The 17,502-nt window shown below is 63.7% G+C and carries 15 protein-coding genes and 2 pseudogenes; 15 read left to right on the top strand and 2 right to left on the bottom strand.

Annotated elements, in window-relative coordinates:
• Positions 1 to 2,228 (bottom strand): annotated as a pseudogene (gene hrpB, locus NKH12_RS13375) (ATP-dependent helicase HrpB); the annotation flags it as partial.
• A 403-nt stretch (positions 2,229 to 2,631) separates the two neighbouring features.
• Here hrpB and NKH12_RS13370 point away from each other — a divergent pair.
• From NKH12_RS13370 to dhaK, 13 genes and pseudogenes are all read left to right on the top strand, one after another.
• Positions 2,632 to 3,347 (top strand): annotated as a pseudogene (locus NKH12_RS13370) (PIG-L deacetylase family protein).
• A 205-nt stretch (positions 3,348 to 3,552) separates the two neighbouring features.
• Positions 3,553 to 4,884 carry an ABC transporter substrate-binding protein gene (locus NKH12_RS13365; RefSeq protein WP_292206386.1) on the top strand — a complete coding sequence of 444 codons (1,332 nt, stop codon included), beginning with the start codon at positions 3,553 to 3,555 and terminating at the stop codon, positions 4,882 to 4,884.
• Between the two features lie 126 nt (positions 4,885 to 5,010).
• A complete protein-coding gene (locus NKH12_RS13360; RefSeq protein WP_352953541.1) occupies positions 5,011 to 5,958 on the top strand; it encodes a carbohydrate ABC transporter permease in 948 nt (315 codons plus the stop codon).
• The gene (locus NKH12_RS13355; protein WP_258120721.1) at positions 5,955 to 6,905 is read left to right on the top strand and encodes a carbohydrate ABC transporter permease; all 951 of its coding nucleotides are present in this window, start codon (positions 5,955 to 5,957) and stop codon (positions 6,903 to 6,905) included. The genes NKH12_RS13360 and NKH12_RS13355 overlap by 4 nt, the downstream gene beginning before the upstream one ends.
• Complete coding sequence (locus NKH12_RS13350) at positions 6,902 to 7,108, top strand: hypothetical protein (protein WP_352953535.1); 207 nt, start codon at positions 6,902 to 6,904, stop codon at positions 7,106 to 7,108. The genes NKH12_RS13355 and NKH12_RS13350 overlap by 4 nt, the downstream gene beginning before the upstream one ends.
• A 3-nt stretch (positions 7,109 to 7,111) precedes the next feature.
• Complete coding sequence (locus tag NKH12_RS13345) at positions 7,112 to 8,224, top strand: ABC transporter ATP-binding protein (RefSeq protein WP_352953534.1); 1,113 nt, start codon at positions 7,112 to 7,114, stop codon at positions 8,222 to 8,224.
• On the top strand, positions 8,217 to 9,236 hold the full coding sequence (locus NKH12_RS13340; protein ID WP_352953533.1) for an ABC transporter ATP-binding protein: 1,020 nt from the start codon (positions 8,217 to 8,219) through the stop codon (positions 9,234 to 9,236). The genes NKH12_RS13345 and NKH12_RS13340 overlap by 8 nt, the downstream gene beginning before the upstream one ends.
• 29 nt (positions 9,237 to 9,265) lie before the next feature.
• Positions 9,266 to 9,868 (top strand): dihydroxyacetone kinase subunit DhaL, encoded by a 603-nt coding sequence (gene dhaL, locus NKH12_RS13335; RefSeq protein ID WP_352953540.1) that lies wholly within the window; start codon positions 9,266 to 9,268, stop codon positions 9,866 to 9,868.
• Positions 9,865 to 10,254 carry a dihydroxyacetone kinase phosphoryl donor subunit DhaM gene (dhaM, locus tag NKH12_RS13330; protein WP_352953532.1) on the top strand — a complete coding sequence of 130 codons (390 nt, stop codon included), beginning with the start codon at positions 9,865 to 9,867 and terminating at the stop codon, positions 10,252 to 10,254. The genes dhaL and dhaM overlap by 4 nt, the downstream gene beginning before the upstream one ends.
• Before the next feature lie 21 nt (positions 10,255 to 10,275).
• Positions 10,276 to 10,578 carry an HPr family phosphocarrier protein gene (locus NKH12_RS13325; RefSeq protein WP_352953531.1) on the top strand — a complete coding sequence of 101 codons (303 nt, stop codon included), beginning with the start codon at positions 10,276 to 10,278 and terminating at the stop codon, positions 10,576 to 10,578.
• The gene (gene ptsP / locus NKH12_RS13320; RefSeq protein ID WP_352953530.1) at positions 10,562 to 12,163 is read left to right on the top strand and encodes a phosphoenolpyruvate--protein phosphotransferase; all 1,602 of its coding nucleotides are present in this window, start codon (positions 10,562 to 10,564) and stop codon (positions 12,161 to 12,163) included. Before NKH12_RS13325 ends, ptsP begins: the two co-directional genes overlap by 17 nt.
• 8 nt (positions 12,164 to 12,171) lie before the next feature.
• A complete protein-coding gene (locus NKH12_RS13315) occupies positions 12,172 to 12,597 on the top strand; it encodes a hypothetical protein (protein WP_095493850.1) in 426 nt (141 codons plus the stop codon).
• A 36-nt stretch (positions 12,598 to 12,633) separates the two neighbouring features.
• Complete coding sequence (gene dhaK, locus NKH12_RS13310) at positions 12,634 to 13,620, top strand: dihydroxyacetone kinase subunit DhaK (protein ID WP_352953529.1); 987 nt, start codon at positions 12,634 to 12,636, stop codon at positions 13,618 to 13,620.
• Between the two features lie 373 nt (positions 13,621 to 13,993).
• On the opposite strand, the gene NKH12_RS13305 is transcribed toward dhaK, so the two are convergent.
• The gene (locus NKH12_RS13305; RefSeq protein ID WP_352953528.1) at positions 13,994 to 14,266 is read right to left on the bottom strand and encodes a DUF2259 domain-containing protein; all 273 of its coding nucleotides are present in this window, start codon (positions 14,264 to 14,266) and stop codon (positions 13,994 to 13,996) included.
• 43 nt (positions 14,267 to 14,309) lie between these two features.
• Here NKH12_RS13305 and NKH12_RS13300 point away from each other — a divergent pair, with 43 nt between their 5' ends.
• Positions 14,310 to 16,217 (top strand): propionyl-CoA synthetase, encoded by a 1,908-nt coding sequence (locus tag NKH12_RS13300; RefSeq protein WP_352953526.1) that lies wholly within the window; start codon positions 14,310 to 14,312, stop codon positions 16,215 to 16,217.
• 188 nt (positions 16,218 to 16,405) lie between these two features.
• Positions 16,406 to 17,395, top strand: coding sequence for an acyltransferase family protein (locus tag NKH12_RS13295; RefSeq protein WP_352953525.1), 990 nt, complete (start codon positions 16,406 to 16,408; stop codon positions 17,393 to 17,395).
• Positions 17,396 to 17,502 lie beyond the last annotated feature (107 nt).

Raw genomic sequence — 17,502 nt, 5'->3', positions numbered from 1 at the left:
ACTCCTGGACGCGGATCGCCAGCACGGGCCATTCGCCGTCATTGCGGATCCGCACGCGGCTGCCCGACGGAGCGTCGAAATGGGTCGGCGCCAGTGCCTCGATCCTGCGCTGGAGATCGTGCGGCACCAATGCCATGAGGCCGGCCGAAAGCACGCCCGGATCGATCGCAGCAAAGGACGCCGCGCCGGAGAGGAAGGGCAGCAGCCAATCGTCGAGGCGATCGACGAGCGCGGCGTCGGAAACATTGGGCCAGGGCGCGCCGAGGCCGCGATGCAGCCAGCCGAGCCGCTGGCGCAGCGTTTCAGCCTCCTTGCCCCACGGCAAAAGCGACAACCCATGTTCGCGCAAGGCGTCAAGGATGGCGCGATCCGCCTCAGTGCCGGCCGGCGCCGGCAGCATGCGTTCGGACAGGGTGATGGCGCCGAGGCGAACGGTTTCACGCACACGCACCGCGCGCCTGTCGCGGTCGAAGCTGGTTTCGCGGCTTGTCTCGATTTCTTGCGCAAGCGAAGCGCGAATGTCGGCCTCGTCTATCGCCGCTGCTGCCGTTATGCGCGCATTCTGCGCCTTGCCCTGCAGATCGGCGACGACGAGCCAGGCCGCGCCCGCCAGCGGATCGGCGGCGTCGAGCATGGCGCCCGAACCGTTGGCCAGCACGAAACGGCCGCGCTCGCCGCGCGCCTTGGCGACGCGGTCCGGCCAGGCATGGATGAGGACCGCGCCGGCCCTACCCTCCCCCTCGAGGGGAGGGTGAGGCCTGTTTCGCCAGCCGCTCGGCGAGCTGCCGTGCGGCGGTGGCGCGCTGCGACCTTTCGGATCGGAACCGCATCAGCCGCCGTTCGAGGTCGGCGCCATCGCCGCCAAGGCCACGCTCGGTGAGCAGCACGGCGAGCATGGCCGCTTCGAACGCCTGGCCGGTCTTTGCCGCCTCGGCGACCATGTGGGCCAGCCGCACCGGCAGCGCCAGCCTGCGCATCGCAGCACCCGATTGCGTCAGGCGCCCTGCCTCGTCGATGGCGTCGAGCGCACGCAGCAGCGCCCTTGCCTCGTTGAGCGCCGGGGCCGGTGGCGGATCAAGGAACGAAAGGCTCACCGGGTCGGCGACACCGAAGGCGGCGCAGTCGAGCAGAAGTCCGGAAAGGTCCGCCTCGAGGATCTCCGGCGGGGTGAAGGCGGGAAGTGCCGCCGTCTGCTCGGCCCGCCACAACCGGATGGCGACGCCCGGCTGCGTGCGGCCGGCGCGGCCGGCGCGCTGGTCGGCGGAGGCTCTGCTGACCCGCACCGTCTCCAGCCGCGTCAGGCCGCTGGCCGGCTCGTAGCGCGGCAGACGCGACAAGCCAGAATCGATGACAACGCGCACGCCGTCGATGGTGATCGAGGTCTCGGCGATCGAGGTCGCCAGCACCACCTTGCGGCGGCCGGACTGCGCCGGCTTGATCGCCGCGTCCTGCGCCTTGCCGTCGAGCATGCCGTAGAGCGGCACGATGTCGGTGTCGGTACTGACGCGGCCTTGCAGCCGCTCGGCCGTGCGCTCGATCTCGCGCTGGCCGGGCAGGAAGGCGAGCACGCTGCCGCTCTCATCGGCAAGGGCGGCGCGGATCGTTTTGGCCATGGCGTCCTCGACGGCGACGCCGGCCGGCCGCTCGTCATAGCGGATGTCGACGGGAAAGGCGCGGCCCTCACTCTCGATCACCGGGGCGCCGGAAAGCAGCCGCGCGACGCGCGCGCCGTCGAGCGTCGCCGACATGACCAGCAATCGCAGATCGGGCCTCAGCGCGCCTTGCACGTCGAGCGCCAGCGCCAGACCGAAATCGCCGTCGAGCGAACGCTCGTGGAACTCGTCGAAGAATACCGCCGAGACACCGGGCAACTCCGGATCGTCGAGGATCATCCGCGACAGCACGCCCTCTGTGACGACGAGGATCCTGGTCCTCGCAGAAGTGCGGTTTTCTATGCGCATGGCATAGCCGACCGTCTCGCCGGGTTCCTCGCCGAGCAGTTCGGCCATGCGGCGGGCGGCGGCGCGAGCAGCGAGCCGGCGCGGCTCCAGCAGGATGATCTTTCCGGTGCGGAGCCACGGCGCGTCGAGCAGCGCCAGCGGCACCAGCGTCGTCTTGCCGGCGCCAGGCGGCGCCACCAGCACGGCGCTGTTGCCATGACCGAGCGCTTCACTGAGCGCCGGCAGCACGGCGGAGACCGGAAGCTCCGGCAAGGGTTTTCTGGTCATTGTTCCAAGGATGCATCCATCCAATTGCGGCGGATCCGCAGTGCCCGCATATCAGCGGTGGCGGTCGCCGTGCAACCGGCAACGGGCCAACTCAAAGCCGGGTTCGCGAGAACGGGTTCCCGCGCACCGTGCCGAGCCTCACCTCCTCGCACACCATCGTCAAAAGGCCGGAGCCGCCGACGACGGCGAGACCGACAAGCGACAGAAGATCTGGCGACAGAAGATCTGGATATTCCTGGAGAATGCGCCGGGGATCACCGCCCCGTGGATCTGCGAATGATGCGTTGGCGCGGTCCGCCCAGGCTTTTGACAACGGCATCGTTGCATGAACAGCTTGCATAGGGGAGCTGGGCGAGCAGAATTCCGTTCGTCCACGTTATTCCAGTTCCAGGGAGAGAGCAGAGTGAAGATACTGGCGCTCGGTGCGCATCCGGACGATATCGAGATCTTCATGTTCGGTACGATGGCGGCCTATGCCGCACAAGGCGCAGAATTGGTTTTGCGATAGCCACGGATGGCGCCAAGGGCGGGAAGGGCGATCCGGAATTACTCGCCCGCGCCCGCCGCGAGGAAGCGGCTGTGGCGGCGGACCTGCTTGGCGCAACACCGCACTTCCTCGACTTTCCGGATGGCGCGCTGGTTGCCGATGCCGCGCTGATCGCGGCGCTGAAGGCGCTGATTGGCGACGTGAAGCCAGATCTGGCGATCACCCATGCGCCGAACGACTATCATGGCGACCACCGTGCGCTGTCGGACGGCCTGCGCATCGCGGCATCCTTCATTGTCCCGGTGCTGCATGCCGATACGCTCGGCGGCACCGGTTTTGCGCCGACCCACTATGTCGATATCTCCTCGCATTTCGAGCTCAAGGCGATGGCGATCCGGGCGCATCAGTCGCAGGACCCCGAACGTTTCGTCGATGCGGCGCGCACGCAGAACGCGTTTCGCGCCGGCCAGTGCAATGGCGCGGCCGGTTCCTTCGCTGAGGCCTTCCGCTTCGAAGCGATCTTCCCCTTCGCCGATATCCGCGCCCTGCTGCCGCCGGCCCCAGTGATCCGGCCGGTGACGGTGAGCACCAAAACGGTCAATGAGCCGGCGCCAGCGCGCCGGACGATCTGACACGCGCCTTTCCTGAACCAAGCGACCGGTGCGCCATGCTGCAGTGCAGCGACGAATTCGCTTGCCTTGTTTAGTAAAAATTGCATCACTAAACAAATTACTAAACATCCGCCGCTCAACCGCGTCGTCATGTTTAGACCCTGAGGAGGGGGTTTGAGGTTTTTGAAACCGTCATCCGGGCGCGTTTCGCAAATGGGAGGAAGGCATGAAATCGACCTTGAAACTGACGTTGGGACTGACATCGGCGATGTTTGCGTCGACCGCCGTTTCGAATGTCGCGCAGGCTGAAGATCTGACGCTTTGCTGGGCAGCCTGGGACCCGGCCAATGCGCTTGTCGAATTATCCAAGGATTTTACCAAGGAAACTGGCATCGGCATGAAATTCGAATTCGTGCCGTGGACTAACTATGCCGATCGCTTCCTCAACGAGTTGAATTCCAAGGGCAAGCTGTGCGACCTGATCATCGGCGACAGCCAGTGGATCGGCGGCTCGGCCGAGAACGGCCACTACGTCAAGCTGAACGATTTCTTCGACAAGGAGAAGATCAGCATGGACGACTTCGTGCCGGCGACCGTCGTCGGCTATTCCGAATGGCCGAAGAACTCGCCGAACTACTGGGCGCTGCCGGCCATGGGCGATGTCGTCGGCTGGACCTATCGCAAGGACTGGTTCTCCAAGCCGGAACTGCAGAAGGAATTCAAGGAAAAGTACGGCTGGGACCTCGCCGCGCCGACGACCTTCGACCAGCTGAAGCAGATCGCCGAGTTCTTCCAGAAGCGCGAGATCGACGGCAAGACGGTCTATGGCGCGTCGATCTATACCGAGCGCGGCTCCGAAGGCATCACCATGGGCGCCATGGACGTGCTCTACAGCTTCGGCTTCAACTATGAGAATCCCGACAAGCCCTACGAGATGGACGGCTTCGTCAACTCCGAGAAATCGGTGAAGGGGCTGGAACTCTACAAGGCGCTCTATGACTGCTGCACGCCTCCCGGGGCCTCGAACAGCTACATGGGCGAAGGCGTCGATGCCTTCAAATCCGGCCAGGTGGCGATGCACATGAACTTCGCCTTTACCTGGCCAGGCCTGCAGAAGGACGAGAATGTCGGCGGCGACAAGATCGGCTATTTCGCCAATCCCAAGGGTCCCGACGGCAATCAATTCGCCCAGCTTGGCGGCCAGGGCATCTCGGTGGTCTCCTATTCGGACAAGCAGGAGGCCGCGCTCAAATACATAAAATGGTTCGCCAACAAGGACGTGCAGGCCAAATGGTGGTCGCTCGGCGGCTTTTCCTGCCTCAACGCGGTGGTCAAGGATCCAGGCTTCCCGGCCAGCCAGCCTTACGCGCAGACCTTCCTCGACTCCATGGCCATCGTGAAGGATTTTTGGGCGGAGCCCAGCTATGCGCCGCTACTGCAGGCATCGCAGAAGCGCTTCCATGATTACGTCGTCGCCGGTCAGGGGTCGGCCAAGGATGCGCTTGACGGGCTGGTCAAGGACTGGACCGAGGTCTTCCAGGACGATGGCAAGATGTAATTGGGGCAAGACCTAACCGGCTCCTCCCGAGCCTCCACCGCGTGTCCCGTGCCACCCTTGGCACGGGACACAGTTCAGATAAATTCCATTGTCGAGACGACCCAAGTGACCGAAGCGGGACTGACCATGCTCAATCGGACTGCGGACAGCGTTGCCCGGGCTACGCCTGAGCCGTTGGCCCGCAAGGTCCGGGGAATCAGCGACAAGGGCCTCGCCTGGCTGTTCATCTCGCCGACCATCCTGTTGCTGCTCGCCATCAACATCTTCCCGCTGTTCTGGGCGATCTATCTTTCCTTCACCAATTACCGCGCCAATCGCCCCAACGAGGTGGTCAGGAATGTTGGCCTTGCCAATTATAAACGCATTCTCGGCGACCAGGACATCTGGATCGCCATGCAGACGACGGCGCATTTCGTGTTCTGGACCATCCTGCTGCAGACGCTGATCGGCTTCACTCTGGCCTGGCTGATCGACCGGAAGTTTCGTGGCCACGCCTTCTGGACGACCATCATTCTGGTGCCGATGATGCTGTCGCCGGCAGTTGTCGGCAATTTCTGGCGCTTCCTCTACGAGCCGCAGATCGGTCTGTTCGCCTATGCCATCTCGTTCGTGTCAGGCATTCCGGCAACGCAGATCGGCATGCTCTCCAACGTGGCGCTGGCGCCGTGGTCGATCGTCATCGTCGACACCTGGATGTGGACGCCATACGTGATGCTGATCTGTCTCGCCGGGCTGCGTTCGATCCCCGAATACATCTATGAGGCGGCCGAGGTCGACCGTGCCTCCAACTGGCGGCAGTTCTGGTCGATCACGCTGCCGATGGCGCTGCCGTTCATCATGCTGGCGGTGCTGTTCCGCGGCATCGAGAACTTCAAGATGTTCGACATGGTCAACCTCTTGACCGGCGGCGGACCGGGATCGACCACCGAGGTCGCCTCGATCACGCTGAAGCGGCAGGCCTTCGAAAGCTGGCGGACGGGCTATTCCTCAGCCTTCGCCATCATCCTGTTCGTCGCGGTATTTGGGCTGGCCAACATCTACGTCAAGGCGCTCAACAAGGTGAAGCAGAGATGAGCCTTACGTCAGCCCATTCGGTTGTCGCACCCTCGCCCACGTCGAAGCGCGTCGCCGGCACGATCATCGTGCTTTACGCGCTGATCTCGATCGTGCCGCTGCTGTGGATCTTCGCCACCAGCTTCAAAACACCGCCGGATTCGATCGCCTATCCGCCGAAGATCCTGTTCCAGCCGAGCCTGGAGGGCTACTGCAATCTGTTCTCGACCCGCACCCGGCAGACACCGGAATACATCAACTCGCTGGGACCGGCGACAGGCGTCTGCGACGAGACCGTGCGTAAGCGCAACATGGTGATCGCCGGCCCGTCCAACTTCATGCCGCGCTTCATCAATTCGCTGATCATCGCCTTCGGCTCGACCTTTTGCGCGGTGTTCCTCGGCACGTTGTCGGCCTATGGCTTCTCGCGCTTCAAGGTGCCGCTGGCCGACGATCTCCTGTTCTTCATCCTGTCGACACGGATGATGCCGCCGATCGCGGTCGCTATTCCCATCTACCTGATGTACCGCGAGCTTGGCCTGTCGGACACCGCGCTCGGAATGATCCTGCTCTACACGGCGGTCAATGTGTCGCTCGCCGTGTGGCTGCTGAAGGGCTTCATCGACGAGATCCCGCGCGAATACGAGGAAGCGGCGATGATCGACGGCTATACGCGGCTGCAGGCCTTCTGGCGCACCGTGCTGCCTCAGGCGACCACCGGCATTGCCGCGACAGCCATCTTCTGCCTGATCTTCGCCTGGAACGAGTATGCGTTCGCCGCCCTTTTGACCTCGGGCACGGCGCAGACCGCACCGCCCTTCATCCCCACCATCATCGGCGAAGGCGGCCAGGACTGGCCGGCGGTCGCTGCCGGCACGACGATCTTCCTGGTGCCGATCCTGGTGTTCACCATCCTGCTTCGCAAGCAGTTGCTGCGCGGCATCACCTTCGGCGCGGTGCGCAAATGAGCCTGACCCAACCCGCAAAACGCAAGTCGCGCTGGCCGGCATGGGCCAGGCGCGGACTGATGGAGAATATCGCCACCGCGATCATCGCCATTGGCTTCCTGATGCTGTTCCAGCCCTTCGCGCTGTCGCTCTACACGTATTCGTTCATCACCATGCTCGTCGGCACGGCGATGTTCATCATCGTCTCGAAGTTTCCGGAGTAGACGATGGCGGAGATCAGGGTCGAGCATCTGAGAAAGGCATTCGGCGATTTCGTCGCCGTGCAGGATTCCAACTTCGTCGTCGGGGATGGCGAATTCTTCGTCATGCTCGGGCCGTCGGGTTGCGGCAAGACGACGACGCTGCGCATGATTGCCGGGCTGGAACTGCCGACCGGCGGCAAGATCCTGCTCGGTGGCGAGGACGTCACCATGCGGCGTGCCCGCGAGCGCGACATCGCCTTCGTCTTCCAGCTGTTCGCACTCTATCCGCATATGAATGTGCGCAAGAACATCGGCTTCCCGCTGCTGGCGCAAGGCATGCCCGGCATCGAAATCCGCCAGCGCGTCGAGGAGACGGCGAAGCTGTTGCGCATCGACCATCTGCTCAACAAATCGGTCTCCGGCCTTGCCGGCGGTGATCGCCAGCGCGTCGCGCTCGGCCGCGCCATCGTGCGGCGGCCAAAATGCTTCCTTATGGACGAGCCGCTCGGCACGCTCGACACCGAATTCCGCGATCTCATGGTCCATGAGTTGCGCGAACTGCACAACCGCATCCGCGCCACCACGGTCTACGTCACGCATGACCAGATGGAAGCGATGTCGATGGCCGACAAGATCGCGGTGATGAACCACGGCGTCATCGAGCAGTTCGGAAGCCCACGCGAAATCTACGACCGGCCGGCGACGATGTTCGTCGCCGATTTCATCGGCTCGCCACCGATGAATTTTCTCGGCTTCGGCGGCGGGCTTTCAAAGGGCGCCAGGGAGATCGAGGTGCAAGGAGCCAAAGTGGCGGTGCCGGAGGTGCGCGAGGACATCGCGCCGGCCGACATGGCGCTCGGCATCCGGCCGGAACACATCCGCTTCGACGACGGCTCGAAGCTGCGCGGCGCCGTCTATGGCACCGAATATCTCGGCACCACGCAGATCGTTGCGGTGGAGACATCCGGCGGCATCATCAAGGCGCGGGTGCCGGCCGAAATCCGGCTCAATGCGGGCGACCATGTCGGCCTAGCACTGAGCAGCGCACGGCTGTCGCTGTTCGAGAAGGGCTCCGGCCGCGCGGTGCGAACCGCAATCCATGACGGGGCTTCCCAGGGAAGAGCGCATCATGGCTGACGTGCACATCAAGAGCGTGACCAAGAGCTTCGGCGAGCATGTCGCCGTGGATACTCTCGATCTGCACGTCGCCGATGGCGAATTCGTCGTGCTGCTCGGCCCGACCGGCGCCGGCAAGACCACGACGCTCAGACTTATCGCCGGATTGGAACGGCCGGATATGGGCTCAATCCATATCGGCGGCCGCGATGCGACAATGTTGTCGCCGGCCGAGCGCGACACGGCCTTCGTCTTCCAGCAATATTCGCTCTATCCGCATCTGTCGGTCTACGACAATTTGGCCTTTCCGCTGCGCTCGCCGGCGCGGCGGCTGAGCGAGGACGCGGTGCGCCGCCGCGTCGAGGATGTGGCCAAGATGGTGCGTATCCACCACAAGCTCTCCAACCGCTCCACCAAGCTTTCCGGCGGCGAGATGCAGCGCGTCGCCATCGGCCGCGCCCTGGTGCGCAAGCCTTCGATCTACCTGATGGACGAGCCGCTGTCGTCGCTCGATGCCAAGCTGCGCGCCGACCTCCGGCTCGAGCTCAAGCGGATCCAGGCCGAGCTCGGCGCCACCATGCTTTATGTCACGCACGACCAGATCGAAGCGATGACGATGGCCGATCGCATCGGCATTCTCGCCGACGGCGTGCTGGTGCAGATCGGCACGCCCCGCACCATCTACTCGGAGCCGGCAAACCTTCATGTCGCCGCAAGGCTCGGCCAGCCGGCGATCAATCTGTTGCCAACCGGCCTGCTGCCGGATGGCGATATGCCCGCGGGAACCAAAACGATCGGCGCGCGTACAGAACATCTGTCGATCGGCAAGGCATCGAATGGCCCCGCCGACGGCGTTGTTAACTGGGTCGAACATTTAGGCGACCAGAACCACCTGCATGTGACGGTGGGGAGCAGAAAGCTGGTGACGCTGACCAACCCCGACACCCAATTGGAAAAGGGCGACAGGGTGATTATCCGCTACCGGGCGCCGCTGTTCTTCGACCAGGCCGGCAATAGGATTGCAAACCGATGAGCGCTCGGACGATGGTTAAGACTGGGACGATGGACAAGGTTGACCTGAAGACACTGATATCCGTCACCGCCGACGCGATTGCCGCCCACGCGGACGAACTGACCGCGCTCGACCAGGCGATCGGCGACGGCGACCATGGGCTGAACATGAAGCGCGGCTTCGAGGCGGTGCGGGCGGAGGCCGAGGCGTTTACGGCAAAGCCATTGCCGGAGGCGCTAAAGGCGATCGGCACCAAGCTGGTGATGACCGTCGGCGGGGCATCGGGACCGCTGTTCGGGACGCTGTTCATGGCGCTCGGCAAGGAGATTTCCGCAGAGCCGGATCGCGCCAATCTGACAGCGGCTTTCGGCAAGGCGATCGAAGCGGTGGCAGCCAGGGGGAAGTCGCAGGTGGGGCAAAAGACAATGCTCGACGTGCTGCAGCCGGTGCATGATGCCCTGCTGCAGGGAAAGACCGGGGCGGAAATCATTGACGCCGCTGACAGGGCAGCCGACGCCACCGTGCCGATGAAGGCTTTGCGCGGCCGCGCGTCGTTTCTCGGCGATCGCTCGATCGGCCATATGGATGCCGGCGGGCGCTCGGTCGCGCTTCTGGTGCGGGCTGTCGTCGAAAGCATCGAGGGGCACGCATGAGCAATGTCGGCATCGTCATCGTATCGCATTCACCGCTGGTCGCCGAGGGCACGGCCGATATGGTGCGCCAGATGGTCGGCGACGAAGTGCCGCTTGCATGGTGCGGCGGAAACGGCCATGGCGGGCTGGGAACCAATGTCGAGGCGATCATGGGCGCGATCGACAAGGCCTGGTCGGAGGCGGGTGTCGCCATACTTGTCGATCTTGGCGGCGCCGAGACCAACAGCGAGATGGCGGTCGAGATGATCGGTCAGCCGCGCGCGCACAAGATCATCGTCTGCAATGCGCCGATCGTCGAGGGCGCGGTGATGGCGGCGACGGAGGCGTCAGGCGGCGCCTCGCTTAGGGAAGTGGTGGCGACGGCACACGAATTGTCGCCATCGTGAATGAACAGGAATTTTGACTCAATGTCCGCATCCGCCGAAGCCACCATTCTGATCACCCATGAGGTCGGCCTGCATGCCCGCCCTTCGGTGAAATTCACCAAGCTCGCCAAGACATTTTCTGCCGAAATCGAAGTGGCGCTCGCCGCCAACGGGCCTTGGTTCGACGCCAAGAGCATCGTCAAGGTGATGGCGGCCAAGGCGCCGAAAGGCACGGTGCTGCATATCCGAGCCAAGGGTGACGGCGCCGGCGAGGCGGTCGGCGCGCTGGTCGATCTGGTGCGGCGAGACTTCGACGAGGGCGTGGACCATGCCCGAACCGCTTAGGCTGAAGGGGATTCCGGCTTCGGCCGGCTATGCCGAAGGGCCGCTATTCAACCTCGACCCGGTTGTCTCGCGCTATGGCCGTAAGGCGACCGCCGCTGACGAGAGGCTCGCGCTCGAAACCGCAATCGGCACCGCGAGGGGCCGGCTTGCGACGCTGATCGAAGCGACCGAGGGCGACGCCGCCGACATTCTCGAATTCCAGATCGCCATGCTGGAGGATGATGCGCTGACTGGCCCGGCTTTTGCCGCGATTGCCGCCGGCCGGCCGGCGGATGCGGCGTGGCGACAGGCGCTCGACGCCGAAATTGCGGGCTACGAAACGTCAGACCAGGACTATTTCCAGGCGCGCGCCGCCGACATGCGCGACATCAGAGACCAGGTGCTGCGCGCGCTGACCGCGGACAGCGAGGCTGCCGCGCCGGCAGGAGCTATCTTCTACGGCGAGGACATCGCGCCAACGCGCTTTCTTGAAACTGACTGGAGTTTCGGCGGCGGCATTGCGCTAAAGGCGGGCAGTGCCGCCAGCCACGTCGCCATGCTGGCGCGTTCGCGCGGCGTGCCGATGGTAGTTGGCCTTGGGGCAGTCGGGCTCGGTGCTTCGCCGGCTCACCTTGCCGGCGTCGCCCTGCTTGATGCCGAGCATGGCGGCGTCGTATTGGCGCCATCAAGGGCAGAGTTCGAGGCGTTCCGGCAATCGTCGTCCTCTTTCGCGGCGCGTCGCGACAGGGCGGAAACTTTTTTGACCCGGCCGGCGGTGACGAAGGCCGGTACGGCGGTGCGGGTGCAGGTCAACATCGCCGATCCGTCCGATGTCGACAACATCGACGTCTCGACCTGCGACGGCGTCGGGCTGATGCGAACCGAGTTCCTGTTCGGCAAGACACTGCCGGACGAGGAAACGCAGTATCGCGCCTACCGCAAGGTGCTCGAATGGGCTGAAGACAAACCGGTGACCCTCCGCACCGTCGACGCCGGCGGCGACAAGCCGGTGCCGGGCTTCACCGTCGAGGAGGGCAATCCGTTTCTCGGCCTGCGCGGCATCAGGCTATCGCTGGCAAGACCCGAGGTTTTTCGGGTGCAGATCAGGGCGCTGCTGCGCGCCGCCGTGCATGGCAATCTCAAGGTGATGTTCCCGATGATCGCCGTTTGGGACGAGTATCAGCGAGCAGCCGCGCTCTTCGCGGAAGAGCAGGCCGCGCTTGCCGCGAGCGGCGTCGCGCAAAAAATGCCGCCGCTCGGTATCATGGTCGAGGTGCCGTCGGTGGCGATCGTTCCTGAGGCTTTTACCGAGGTCGCCTTCTTCTCGATCGGCTCGAACGACCTGACGCAGTATGTGATGGCGGCGGCGCGCGACAACGCGTCGGTTGCGCATCTCAACTCGATCAGGCATCCGGCCGTGCTTCGGCTGATCGCCTCGGTTGCAGCGTTCGGCCGCGTGCAAAAGATTCCGGTCAGCCTGTGCGGCGACGCCGGCGGCGATCCGGCGGCGATCCCGGCGCTGATTGAGGCCGGCCTGCGCGACCTTTCCGTGGTTCCCGCCCAACTCGCAATGGCCAAGGCGGCCATTGCGGACGTTTCGATCTAGGCGCGGGCATGGCCGACAAGACACCCGAAGCCGGCTCCGAAGAGGCGATCCGCGCCTACAAGACGATCCTGTCGCAGGTCCTCGACCAGCGCCCGTCCGGCATGCGCCAGCGCCTTGCCGACGCGCTCGGCAAGCACCGCAGCTTCGTCACGCAGATTTCCAGCCCGGCGTACTCGATCCCGATCCCGTCAAAACATTTGCCGGCTATCTTCTCCGTCTGCCATTTCAGCCCGGCCGAACGCGACCATTTTCTTGCCGCCTATCATCAGGCGCATCCCGGAAAAATGTCGGTGGCATCAGGCATGCGCAAGACGCGGCATGTCTCGCTGATCGTTCCCGATTTCGGCGATGACAAACAGAATGCGGCGCTCGACCGGGCGGTCAACGATTTCATCCAGAAGATCACCAGCATCGCCGGCAAGGGCGGGACATAGTCGCGCCATTTTCAGCTATTTCGGGAGGAGACGGCCATGAAGAAGTTTCTGAATTCTGTGGACACGGTGCTGACCGAAAGCCTCGACGGCTTCGTTGCCGCCCATGCCGATATCCTTGTGCTTGGCGACGAGCATAAATTCGTGCGCCGCAAGGTGCTCAAGCCGGGCAAGGTGGCGCTGGTTTCCGGCGGCGGCTCTGGCCACGAGCCGCTGCATGGCGGGCTGGTCGGCCATGGCATGCTGGACGCAGCCTGCCCCGGCCAGGTGTTCACCTCGCCGACGCCGGACCAGATGCTGGCGGCGGCGGAAGCGGTCAACACCGGTGCCGGCTGCCTGTTCATCGTCAAGAACTACGAGGGCGATGTGATGAATTTCGAGATGGCCGCCGAAATGTCGGAGGGCGTCATGCAAGTCGTGACCAATGACGACGTCGCGGTCGAGAACTCCTCCTACACCACCGGCCGGCGCGGCGTCGCCGGCACGCTGGTGGTCGAGAAGATCCTTGGCGCCGCGGCCGAGCAAGGCATGGCGCTGAAGCCGTTGAAGGCGCTTGGCGAACGCGTCAATGGCGCCACGCGCTCTATGGGCGTTGCGTTGACCAGTTGCACCGTACCGGCCGCCGGAAAGCCGACCTTCGATATCGGCGACGGCGAGATGGAATTCGGCGTCGGCATCCATGGCGAGCCCGGGCGTCGCCGCGACCCGTTGAAGAGCGCCGACGCCATCGCCGAGGAAATTTGTGCGGCGATATCAGGCGATCTGGGAGACAGGGCAAAAGGCCCGGCGCTGCTCTTCGTCAACGGCTTCGGCGGCACGCCGCTGATGGAGCTCTACCTGATGTACAACAGTGCCCGGAAAATCTTCGAGAACACCGGCGTGACGGTCGCCCGATCACTCGTCGGATCCTATGTGACATCGCTCGACATGGCCGGCTGCTCGATCACGCTGACCATGCTCGACGACGAGACGACCGCATTGTGGGACGCACCGATGCATACGGCTGCGCTGCGCTGGGGGATGTAGAACCGCCAACGCCGCGCTGCGGCTTACGACAAGAAGCGGCTGTCAAAAAGCAAAACCCGCTTCGATCTGCGAAGCGGGCCTTTGCAAGAACCCCAGAAACAGTCGGTGACACCAATGTCCTGCGCTATCCCGAGCATTGTCAGGCCAGTGTGGTGGAGTTAGACACAATGTTGCTTTGTTTACCTTTGGTAAGGTAAGGAATCCGGTGGGTTTTGGGAGAGCAGAACATGCGTTACAATTGGGATCGGGCGCCGACGGGTTTCGAACGTCACAGAAAGGCGCTGACCGCTGCCTTGCTGATCGCCGGCGGTGTCGGCCTCATGCTCGCGGCGCTGCCGCTCTAGAACCGGATTTGAGCGCAAGCAGGCAATTTTCAGCGCAGCTGGCCGGTCACGGCGATAAAACGGCGGTCCCGTCCTTCAAATCCCTGGCTGAAGCGTTGCACAAGCACGACAAGAACTGCCGGTTTGCCATCCGGAGTGTATGCATAGGATACCGACAGGCTGCAAGAGGTCGGGCAATTCCTCGAGCCGGGCACGGTCTTGTCCTTATGCAGCAACTTGAACGGCTTGCCATCCTGTCCCTGTAGCGTCGACCAAGCGAGAACGCCAAAAGACGAAATTGCATATGCTTGCAAAAACAGCATACGCTATTTCAAAGACAGCAAACATTCCTGGGGAGGAAGCTTGATGGCGTCACGCTACCATGAGGTCTATGACGGCTGGAAACGCGATCCGGAAAAATTCTGGGCGGATGCGGCCAGGGCCATCGACTGGTTCACACCGTTCGACAAGGTCTTCGATCCGAATGCCGGCGTCTATGGGCGCTGGTTTGGCGGCGCCTCCTGCAACACCTGCTTCAACGCCGTCGACCGCCACGTGGCGGGTGGCCGCGCCGATCAGATCGCGCTGATCCATGACAGCGCGATTTCCGGCACGATCAGGAAATTCACCTATGCCGAACTGAAACGCGAGGTGGTCGCGCTGACGTCGGTGCTGAAGAATCGCGGCGTCCAAAAAGGCGATCGGGTCATCATCTATATGCCGATGGTGCCGGAAGCTGCCTTTGCCATGCTTGCCTGCGCCCGCATCGGCGCCGTGCATTCGGTCGTTTTCGGCGGCTTTGCCTCGCACGAGCTCGCCACGCGCATCGACGACGCCAGGCCAAAGCTGATCATTTCCGCCTCCTGCGGCCTGGAGCCCGGGCGCGTCGTCGCCTACAAGCCGCTGCTCGACAAGGCGATCGAGATGTCGCGGCACAAGCCCGAGGCCTGCCTCATCCTGCAGCGCGACCAGCTGCGCTGCGAGTTCAGGGAAAACCACGACATCGACTATGCCGACGCCGTCGCCCGTGAGCGGGCCGCGGGCGCCAATGTCGACTGCGTTCCGGTGCTCGCCACCGACCCGCTCTACATCATCTACACGTCCGGTACGACCGGCCAGCCCAAGGGCATCGTGCGCGACAATGGCGGCCACATGGTTGCGCTGAAATGGTCGATGGAGAACGAGTTCGGCGTCAAGCCGGGCGAGGTGTTCTGGGCGGCTTCCGACGTCGGCTGGGTGGTCGGCCATTCCTATATCGTCTACGGCCCGCTGCTGCATGGCTGCACGAGCGTCATGTTCGAGGGCAAGCCGGTCGGCACGCCCGACGCCGGCACCTACTGGCGAGTGATATCAGAGCACGGGGTGGTCGCGCTGTTCACCGCGCCGACCGCCTTCCGCGCCATCAAGGGACAGGACCCAAAGGGCGAATTCGTCCCGAAATACGACCTGTCGAAATTCCGCACGCTGTTCCTCGCCGGCGAGCGCGCCGATCCGGAGACCATCAAATGGGCGGAGCAGAAATTGAACGTGCCGGTGATCGACCATTGGTGGCAGACCGAGACCGGCTCGCCGATGACGATCAACCCAGCCGGATTGGGCCTGCTGCCGGTGAAATACGGCTCGCCCGGCGTGCCGATGCCTGGCTACGACATCCGCGTGCTCGACGATGCCGGCCACGAAGTGCCACGCGGCACGTTGGGCAATGTCGTGGTCAAGCTGCCGCTGCCGGCCGGCTGCCTGCCGACGCTGTGGAACGCCGATGACCGGTTTCGCCAAGCCTATCTCGAGGAATTTCCCGGCTTCTACAAAACGGCGGATGCCGGCATGATGGACGAGGACGGCTATTTGTTCGTCATGGCCCGGACCGACGACATCATCAATGTCGCCGGCCACCGGCTGTCGACCGGCGCCATGGAGGAGGTGCTGGCCGCCCATCCCGACGTTGCCGAATGCGCCGTCATCGGCATCGCGGATGCGATGAAAGGCCAGGTTCCGCTCGGCTTCGTCGTTCTGAATGCGGGTGTCGCGCGCGACACCCGCGCCATCGAGACCGAGGTGGTCACCCTGGTGCGCGAGCGGATCGGCCCGGTCGCCGCCTTCAAGACGGTAGTGACGATCAAGCGCTTGCCAAAGACGCGCTCCGGCAAAATCCTGCGCGGAACCATGCAGAAGATTGCCGACAAGGAAGAATGGACGATGCCGGCGACCATCGACGACCCGGTCATTCTCGACGAAATCACCGCAGCGCTGAAGGGACGCGGAATCGGCCGGTAAAGACATCGGGCCATCGACAGCGCGCCGGTAGCCAATTGGCTATTGTGCATGCAGCAAATCGCCATACAGTTTTGTCGGGGCGCCCACCGACGATACGGCATGGCTCAGCAAAAAACCACATTTGGCGGCGTCGACATACTTCGATTTCTCGCCGCAGTCCTCGTGATGTCTACCACTATGGTTACTGGGTGTGGGCCTTTCCCGCCGGCGTTTCGGCACAGGCCACCGGCGGCATCCCGCCGCATCCGGAACTGGAGATGCTCGGCTCCGGATGGGTCGGCGTCCAGGTGTTTTTCGTCATCAGCGGCTTCGTCATCGCCTTCAGCGCCGAAAACTCGACCGCGTTGCGGTTTTTCGAGGCAAGGGTGAGGCGGCTGGCGCCGGCGGTCTGGATCTGCGCGCCGGTCACCGCGGCGGTGCTGCTCCTCGTCGGGCTCAGCTGGCCGACAGATGCCGTGACCCGGCTCATTCGCACGGCATTGTTTGCTCCCTACTCCCCCTGGGTCGACAGCGTCTATTGGACGCTCGGCATCGAGATCGCCTTTTACGCCGTCGTCTGGACCTTGCTGTGGCTGGGCCGCTTCCATCTGATGGAGGTCGTGGCCATCGTGATCGGCCTGATCAGCACGCTCTTCTGGTGCCTGTATTATCCGCTCGACTGGTCCGAGTTTGCCGAGGCGCGTTGGCTCGCCCTGCTGTTGGTGCATCACGGATGCTTCTTTGCGACGGGCGTCATGATCTGGCTGATGCGATTCAAGGCGGTGACGCCGTTCCGTCTTGTCCTCTGCGCGCTGTTTCTGGCCGGCTGCGTCCTGCAGATCGCCAGTTCGGTCGATGTTCACACTGTGAAGGTCGAAGAGCAGATGCCATACGCGCCGCCGATCTTCTTCTTCCTGGTTGCCATCGCCCTGATGGCATGGTCGTTGCGGCTCGATCTGTCCTGGCGCGGCTGGCGCCGGATCGGCCTGATGACTTATCCGCTCTATCTGATCCATGATGTCGTCGGCGCGGCCATTCTCGGCGCCTTGATGCGTGCGGGAGTGCCATACCTGCTTTCGGTGGTCATCGTCGGGGCGACCATGATCGCGGCGAGCTGGCTGATTGCGATCGAGGCCGAACCGCGAGTCCGGCTTCTGCTCGACCACACCATCTTCCGCTATCGTCTCAAGGCGGCGTAACGGCGCCGGCGTGTCACGCCGGTTCCTGGCTGCAAACGTCCTGCTGTGGAATGTGCGGCGCGAAGCATGGTGCCCACCACTTTTGCGCCACCGTCGCGGCTCGATCG

The sequence above is a fragment of the Mesorhizobium sp. M1322 genome (genome assembly GCF_040318085.1).
Taxonomy (GTDB): Bacteria; Pseudomonadota; Alphaproteobacteria; order Rhizobiales; family Rhizobiaceae; genus Mesorhizobium.
The sequence above is the reverse complement of the archived record's forward strand: the minus strand, read 5'-3'. Positions and strand labels throughout refer to the sequence as shown.